Origin of the sequence: Ciceribacter ferrooxidans (genome assembly GCF_004137355.1) — a bacterium.
Lineage (GTDB): Bacteria > Pseudomonadota > Alphaproteobacteria > Rhizobiales > Rhizobiaceae > Allorhizobium > Allorhizobium ferrooxidans.
On sequence record NZ_SDVB01000139.1, the window covers coordinates 1 to 254 of the forward strand.

The following is a 254-nucleotide window of genomic DNA, read 5'->3' on the forward strand; positions in this document are numbered from 1 at the left end:
GGAAACCACCTCCGGTGCGCGGCACACTTGGAAGGCATCGGAGGGTGGACCGTGGGACGACCATCCGCAAAAGAGCGCCGACCATACAACAGCGACGCAATTCTGGACGTGGCAGTCCGCGTATTCCTGGAGCGCGGATATGACGGCGCTTCGCTGGATGACGTGGCGCGGGCGGCCGGCATCACCAAGGCCAGCGTCTACTATCATGTGAGCAGCAAGGAAGAGCTGCTCGAGCGCGGGGTGGGCCGCGCATT

At 64.2% G+C, this 254-nt stretch carries 1 protein-coding gene; it reads left to right on the forward strand.

The annotated features are described in order from the left end of the window. Positions 1–108: 108 nt before the first annotated feature. Positions 109–254, forward strand: a 146-nt coding sequence (locus EUU22_RS04265) for a helix-turn-helix domain-containing protein (protein WP_245484907.1), incomplete at its 3' end; no start/stop codon positions are given.